Raw genomic sequence first — 6,243 nt, forward strand, 5'->3', positions numbered from 1 at the left:
GGCCGTGATCGGGCGGGACGGCGCGCTGCCCGGTGGGCCGGTCGCGTTCCGTGCCCCGGCCGACGAGCCGGTGCGGGAGGCCCGCCCCCTCAACCGCTGACGCCGAGACCGGCCCGGGGCGCCCGCCGTCCCGGGCCGGTCGGCGTCCCGGAAACTGTCCGCGCTCACCCGACGCATCCGGTCCGGGCGGGACGCCCGGCTCCGGTCGTCCGGAGCGGGGCCCTGCTCGGACGTCCGCGCGCGCTCTCACGGGCCGTCCGCCCGGGAGGCCGTTTCTCCCGGTTGGGCCCAGGATGGTGGGTGATGTCCGCGCAGGGTGCGGTGGTGAACCGTGCCTGCCCGCCCGGGAGGAGCCCCATGGCCACGGAGCCGGCGTCCGAGGTGGAGGAGGAGCCGCAGCGGGAGACGCGCCGCGGCACCCTGTGGGTCTCGATGGGCGCCCTGATGCTCGGCCTGTTCCTCGCCGCGCTCGACCAGACCATCGTCGCCACCGCGCTGCCCACGATCGTCAGCGATCTCGGCGGCATTGACCACCTCTCCTGGGTGGTCACCGCCTACCTCCTCGCCTCGACGGCGGGGACCCCGCTGTGGGGGAAGCTCGGGGACCTCTACGGCCGCAAACGCCTCTTCCAGATCGCCGTGGTCATCTTCCTCGTGGGGTCGATGCTCTGCGGCGCGGCCCGCAACATGCCCGAGCTGATCGGGTTCCGGTTCCTCCAGGGGCTGGGTGGCGGCGGCCTGATCGTGCTGTCGATGGCGATGGTGGGGGACCTGGTCTCGCCCCGGGAGCGCGGTCGCTACCAGGGGCTCTTCGGCGCGGTGTTCGGTACGACGAGTGTGCTGGGGCCGCTGCTCGGCGGGCTCTTCGTCGACCACCTGAGCTGGCGGTGGGTTTTCTACATCAACCTGCCGTTCGGCGTCCTCGCCCTGGTGGTCATCGCAGCCGTCCTGCACCTGCCGGTCCGACGGGAGCGGCACACCATCGACTACGCGGGCACCGGGCTGATCGCCGGGGTGGCGGCAGGTCTGGTGCTCGTCGCCTCGCTCGGCGGCACCACCTGGCCCTGGCTGTCGTGGCAGACGTTCACGCTCTCCGCCGCCACCCTGGTGGCGCTGGCGCTCTTCGTGCGCGTCGAGCGGCGGGCGGTGGAGCCGGTGCTGCCGCCGTCGCTGTTCACGGTCCGCACCTTCACCCTCTGCTGCTGCATCGCGTTCATCGTCGGGTTTGCGATGTTCGGTGCGATGACCTACCTGCCGACCTTCCTCCAGGTGGTCCACGGGGTCAGTCCCACCTCGTCCGGGGTCCACATGCTGCCGATGGTCGCGGGCATCTTCGTCACCTCGACACTGTCCGGTCAGATCATCACCCGCACCGGGCACTGGAAGATCTTCCCGGTGCTCGGCACCGCCGTGACCGCGCTCGGGCTGCTGCTGCTGCACACCCTGGACCGGGAGACGGGCACCGTCCGGATGAGCCTCACCTTCGCCGTCTTCGGCATGGGGCTGGGCATGGTCCTCCAGGTGCTGGTGCTGGCCGTGCAGAACGCCGTCCGGTACCGCAACCTCGGCGTGGCCACCTCGGGGGTCACCTTCTTCCGCACGGTCGGCGCGGCCTTCGGCGTCGCCGTCTTCGGCGCCATCTTCGCGCGGCTGCTGGGGGACAACCTGCGCACCGAGCTCGCGGGCGCCTCCCTGCCCGGCGGGGTCAGCGTGGACTCGCTGCTGCACGACCCGCGCGGGGTGGAGCAGCTCAGCGGGGGCGCCCGCACCGGGGTGCTGTCGGCGTACTCGGACGCCATCACGGCGGTGTTCCTCTACGCCGTGCCGGTGGTGCTGATCGGACACCTGCTGGCGTGGCTGCTGCGGCCCGACCCGCTGCGCGGCAGCGTCACGGCGCCGGAGGGGAGCCAGACGCTGGGCACCACGGCCGTGGAGCGGTCCTCCCGTGAGGAGTGCGCGAGGGCGCTGTCGGCGCTCTCCAGCCGTTCGGGCCGTCGCGACCTCTACCGCTCCATCGGGGTGACGGCGGGGGCGGACCTCACGCCGGCGGCGTGCTGGCTGCTGCTGCGTGTCAACCGGTACGGCTTCGTCGAGCCGGACCCGCTGCCCGCGCGCACCGCGCTGCCGTCGGGCGTCGTGGACGGCGCCGTCCGGCAGCTGGAGGAACGCGGGCTGCTGGTCCGGGAGCGGGCAGGGACCGTACTGGTGGCGACCGCGAGGGGGAGGACGGTCACCTCGCGGCTACTGGCGGCGCGGGACGAGGAGTTGTCCCGGCTGCTCGGCGACTGGTGGACCCCGGACCGTCCGCAGGATCTGACGCGGCTGGTCCGCGACCTGAGTACCGAGTTCGGCGGGTCGAGCGCGGAGTGGCACCGCTGCGACGGCAGTGCCGCCGCCGGGGAACCCGCGCACAGCGGTGGCCGCCCGGCGCCGGGTTCCGGCGGCGGGCGCCCCGACCGCGGACCGGACCCCGGCCCCGGCTGACGGCGCCGGGGGCGGACGCGGCGGGCGTGCGTCTCCTCGCGTACGCCGAGAGTTCACCCCCGGGGGTGGCATCGCGGGCGACGCTTTTGTATCGTGACAATACAAAGTGGTTCCGCCCGTCCCCGACCGTTCGGGCGGAACCGCTCTGGTTCCGTCGTGCCCCGTGCACCGCGCCCCCGTACCCGACCCCCAGGAGCCCGCCCACGTGACCGCTGCGAACCCGGCGACCCAGGAACTGACCGCCCGTGCCCTCCTGCTCGACATGGACGGCACCCTCGTCAACTCCGACGCCGTGGTGGAGCGGGTCTGGCGCCGCTGGGCCGCCCGGCAGGGCATGGACGGCGATGCCGTCCTCTCCGTGGTCCACGGCCGACAGGGGCACGCCACCATGGCCGAGCTGCTCCCGGACCGCCCCGCCGAGGTAAACGCCGCCGAGAACCAGGTGATGCTCGCCGAGGAGAAGGCCGACATGGAGGGGGTCGTGCCGATCCCCGGCGCCGCCGCGTTCCTCGCCGCCATCGCCGCGGTCCCGCATGCCCTGGTCACCTCGGCCGACCTTCCGCTCGCTGAAGGGCGCATGGCCGCCGCCGGACTGCGCGTCCCCTCGCCGCGCCTCACCGCCGAGTCGGTCAGCGCCAGCAAGCCCGACCCCGAGGGGTTCCTGAAGGGCGCCGCCGAGCTGGGTGTCGACCCCGCCGACTGCGTCGTGCTGGAGGACTCCGGCGCGGGTATCGCCGCGGCACGCGGCGCCGGTATGCGGGTCCTCGGTATCGGGCCCCGCGCGCTCGCCCACGCCCCCGACCTGGCGGTGCCGGACCTGACCGCGGTGGCGGTGACGGTGCTGCCCGACGGCGGAGTCCGCCTCACCGTGGCCTGACCCCGCTCACTTCCCGCCCGGCCCGCCGCCTGCTGCCACGGCCTCGTGCGCCCGCGCGGCGTCGGGTTCCGCAGGAGAAGACCCGCCCGGCCGAGACCCGCCGTCCCGTGGCCCGTGGCGCCGGACGAGCCCGGCGCGGGGGGCGTCCCCGCGCCGGCACGTCCGGCCGCGCCCGGGGGCGGCGTCAGCCCCTCACGGACTCGATCAGGCTCCAGATGCCCAGCACCGCCATCACCGTGGCCGCGACCCGGGTGATGAGCCGGAGCGGGACGCGCTTCATCAGCGCACGACCGCCGAGGATGCCGATGGCGGCGACCGCCCACAGCGCCAGCACCGCGCCGACGGCGACCGACACCGGGCTGTCGTAGCGGGCGGCGAGGTTGGCGGTCATGATCTGCGTCAGGTCGCCGAACTCGGCGATGAGGATCAACATGAAGCCGCTGCCGGCGACCTTCCAGAACGACTGGTCGGCGGGCTTGCGGACCTCGCCTTCCTCCTCGTCCTTCTGGCGCAGCAGCAGTACGGCGCCGCCGAGGAACAACAGGCCGACGATCAGCGCCAGTAGCCGCTGCGGCAGCAACCCCAGGAGAGAGCCAGCCGCGATGGCGAGGGCGACGTGGAAGGCGAAGGCCGCGGCGACACCCACGAAGACGTAGGAAGCGCGGTAGCGGGTGCCGAGCACCAGCCCGGCGAGCGCCGTCTTGTCCGGCAGCTCGGCGAGGAAGACGACGCCGAAGGTCACGGCGGCGACGGTGAAACTGAACACGGGTGGGACACCTCGTCGGTCGGGCCGTGCCGACCGGGCCCGGGGAGAGCGCGCTTCGGCACGGCAGCGTCATGGACACTGCTGAGCCGAAGGTCTCGCTGGCGGGCGCCGCGCACAGCGCGACATCCCGCTCCGGGCGCCGGGTCCACCTCCGCGAACGGCGGGTGGGCCAGTATGTCGACGGTCCGGCGAAGAGCTACTCCCCTTCAGACGGCAGCCACTCTACGCCAGAGCCCTGGCCCCGCGCTGTTGCACGCGCCACCGCCACCGCCCGTCACGGCTCCGCCACCGGCGCCCGTCACGGCTCGGCGGCGCGCGTGCCCGGCGCCCCGACAGGCCCGGACGCACCCCCGGAGGGGCCGTCGCCCCCGGTCGGCTCCGCCGGGCGGGCCCCCGCTCCGCCCGACGGTGGTACGAAGCCGACGGGCGCGTCGAAGGCGGCCCGTCGCGTCGCGCGGCGCAGCGCCCGCAGCACCAGCCCGCCCACGGTCAGCACCAGGACCGCCGTCAGCCCCGCCCTGGTGACGTCCCAGCCCAGCGAGGTCGCCGTCGCGTAGGCCGCGAAGCGGCGCAGGTTCTCCACGGGCGGATCCCCCGGCACGAAGGAGATCCCCGTGCCCATGCCCGCCAGGTAGGGCCAGCCCTGGAGGTTCATCACCAGGCCGTAGCCGAGGGCCGCGACCGCTCCGTAGGCGGCGACCAGCACCAGCTCGGCGCGTCCCCGCAGCCGGCCGCCGTCCGGCAGCACTCCGGCGCCCATCGCCACCCACGCCATCGCGAGCATCTGGAACGGCATCCACGGCCCGACGCCCCCGGTCAGCAGCGCCGAGGCGAAGATCGTCACCGCGCCGAGGACGAAACCGAACCCCGGCCCGAGCGCCCGCCCGGCGAGCACCATGAGGAAGAACATCGGTTCCAGCCCGGCCGTCCCGGCCCCCAGCGGGCGCAGTGCGGCACCGGCCGCCGCCAGCACACCGAGCATGGCGACCGCCTTGGCGTCCAGCCCGCCCTCGGACACCCCGGCCACCACCACCGCGAGCAGCAGCGGCAGCAGCAGCGCGAACAGCCAGGGTGCGTCCCCGGAGTGCGCCAGCCCGGACAACTCGTCGGCCAGCAGCGGCCAGCCGAACGCCACGACACCGATCGCCGTCAGCAGGCCGATCGCGGCCCACGAACGGACGCCCAGCCGGACCGGTCCGCCGCGCGTCCGGTCGCCGACGCCGGGCGGCGGGGCGGTCACGCCGCACCCCCGGTGTCGTGCGCGGAGCCGTCGTTGGTGGTCCGCGCGTCGTCCGCGGCCTCGGCCGGGCCGCCGTCGCGGGCGAGGGCCTCCGCCACCTGCGCCACGGTCAGCCAGCCGGTCGGCGCGAGGATCTTGGCGACCTGCGGCGCGAACGCCGGGGAGGCGGTGACCACCTCCCCGGTCGGACCGTCGGCGACCACCTCGCCCTCGGCCATCACCACCACCCGGTCGGCCAGCTCGGCGGCGAGCTCCACGTCGTGGGTGGCCAGCACCACGGCGTGCCCGCCGCCGGTCAGCTCCCGGACCACCTCCACCAGCCGTGCCTTGGCCGCGTAGTCCAGACCGCGGGTCGGTTCGTCCAGCAGCAGCAGCGGTGGCTCCGCCGCCAGCACCACCGCCAGCGCGAGCACCAGCCGCTGCCCCTCCGAGAGGTCCCGGGGGTGCGACGCCCCGGCGACCCCCGGGAGCAGCCGGTCCACCAGCGCGCGGCACGTGCCCGGCGCCGCCCCGGCGTCCCGGTCGGCGGCTGCGCACTCGGCGTCCACGGTCTCCGCGTACAGCAGGTCCCGGGGGTCCTGCGGCACCAGGCCGACGTGGCGCAGCAACTCCTTGGGGGCGGTGCGTGCGGGGTCCGCGCCGTCGACCGCGACGCGGCCGGTCGCGGGGCGGTGCATCCCGACCAGGGTGCGCAGCAGGGTGGACTTGCCCGCCCCGTTCCGCCCCATCAGCGCCACCGCCTCGCCGGCGGTCACGTCGAGCCCCACGTCCCGCAGGACGGGGCGGCGGCCCCGCCGTACATCGACCGCGCTCAGCAGCGCCACCGGCCCCACCGGCGCCGCCTGCCCGCCCGCCGTCGGCTGCGCGGGCCGGGCG

At 75.2% G+C, this 6,243-nt stretch carries 5 protein-coding genes; 2 read left to right on the top strand and 3 right to left on the bottom strand.

Annotated elements, in window-relative coordinates:
* Positions 1 to 357 precede the first annotated feature (357 nt).
* Entirely contained in the window at positions 358 to 2,484 is a 2,127-nt protein-coding gene (locus HCJ92_RS21085) for an MDR family MFS transporter (RefSeq protein ID WP_209311408.1), read from the top strand.
* Between the two features lie 205 nt (positions 2,485 to 2,689).
* Complete coding sequence (locus tag HCJ92_RS21090) at positions 2,690 to 3,361, top strand: HAD-IA family hydrolase (RefSeq protein WP_167935198.1); 672 nt, start codon at positions 2,690 to 2,692, stop codon at positions 3,359 to 3,361.
* Positions 3,362 to 3,545: 184 nt separating this feature from the next.
* Here the strand turns inward: HCJ92_RS21090 and HCJ92_RS21095 are convergent, their stop codons facing one another.
* From HCJ92_RS21095 to HCJ92_RS21105, 3 genes are all read right to left on the bottom strand, one after another.
* Entirely contained in the window at positions 3,546 to 4,127 is a 582-nt protein-coding gene (locus HCJ92_RS21095) for a TMEM165/GDT1 family protein (RefSeq protein WP_167935199.1), read from the bottom strand.
* Between the two features lie 298 nt (positions 4,128 to 4,425).
* The gene (locus HCJ92_RS21100) at positions 4,426 to 5,367 is read right to left on the bottom strand and encodes an ECF transporter S component (RefSeq protein ID WP_167935200.1); all 942 of its coding nucleotides are present in this window, start codon (positions 5,365 to 5,367) and stop codon (positions 4,426 to 4,428) included.
* On the bottom strand, positions 5,364 to 6,243 hold an 880-nt coding region (locus HCJ92_RS21105; protein ID WP_167935201.1), incomplete at its 5' end, for an ATP-binding cassette domain-containing protein. The genes HCJ92_RS21100 and HCJ92_RS21105, both read right to left, overlap by 4 nt.

Origin of the sequence: Streptomyces spiramenti (assembly GCF_012034385.1) — a bacterium.
GTDB classification, from domain to species: domain Bacteria; phylum Actinomycetota; class Actinomycetes; order Streptomycetales; family Streptomycetaceae; genus Streptomyces; species Streptomyces spiramenti.

Excerpts from the sequence above, each read along its gene's own strand:
- HCJ92_RS21085 (WP_209311408.1), top strand. The coding sequence starts at position 358 with ATGGCCACGGAGCCGGCGTCCGAGGTGGAGGAGGAGCCGCAGCGGGAG.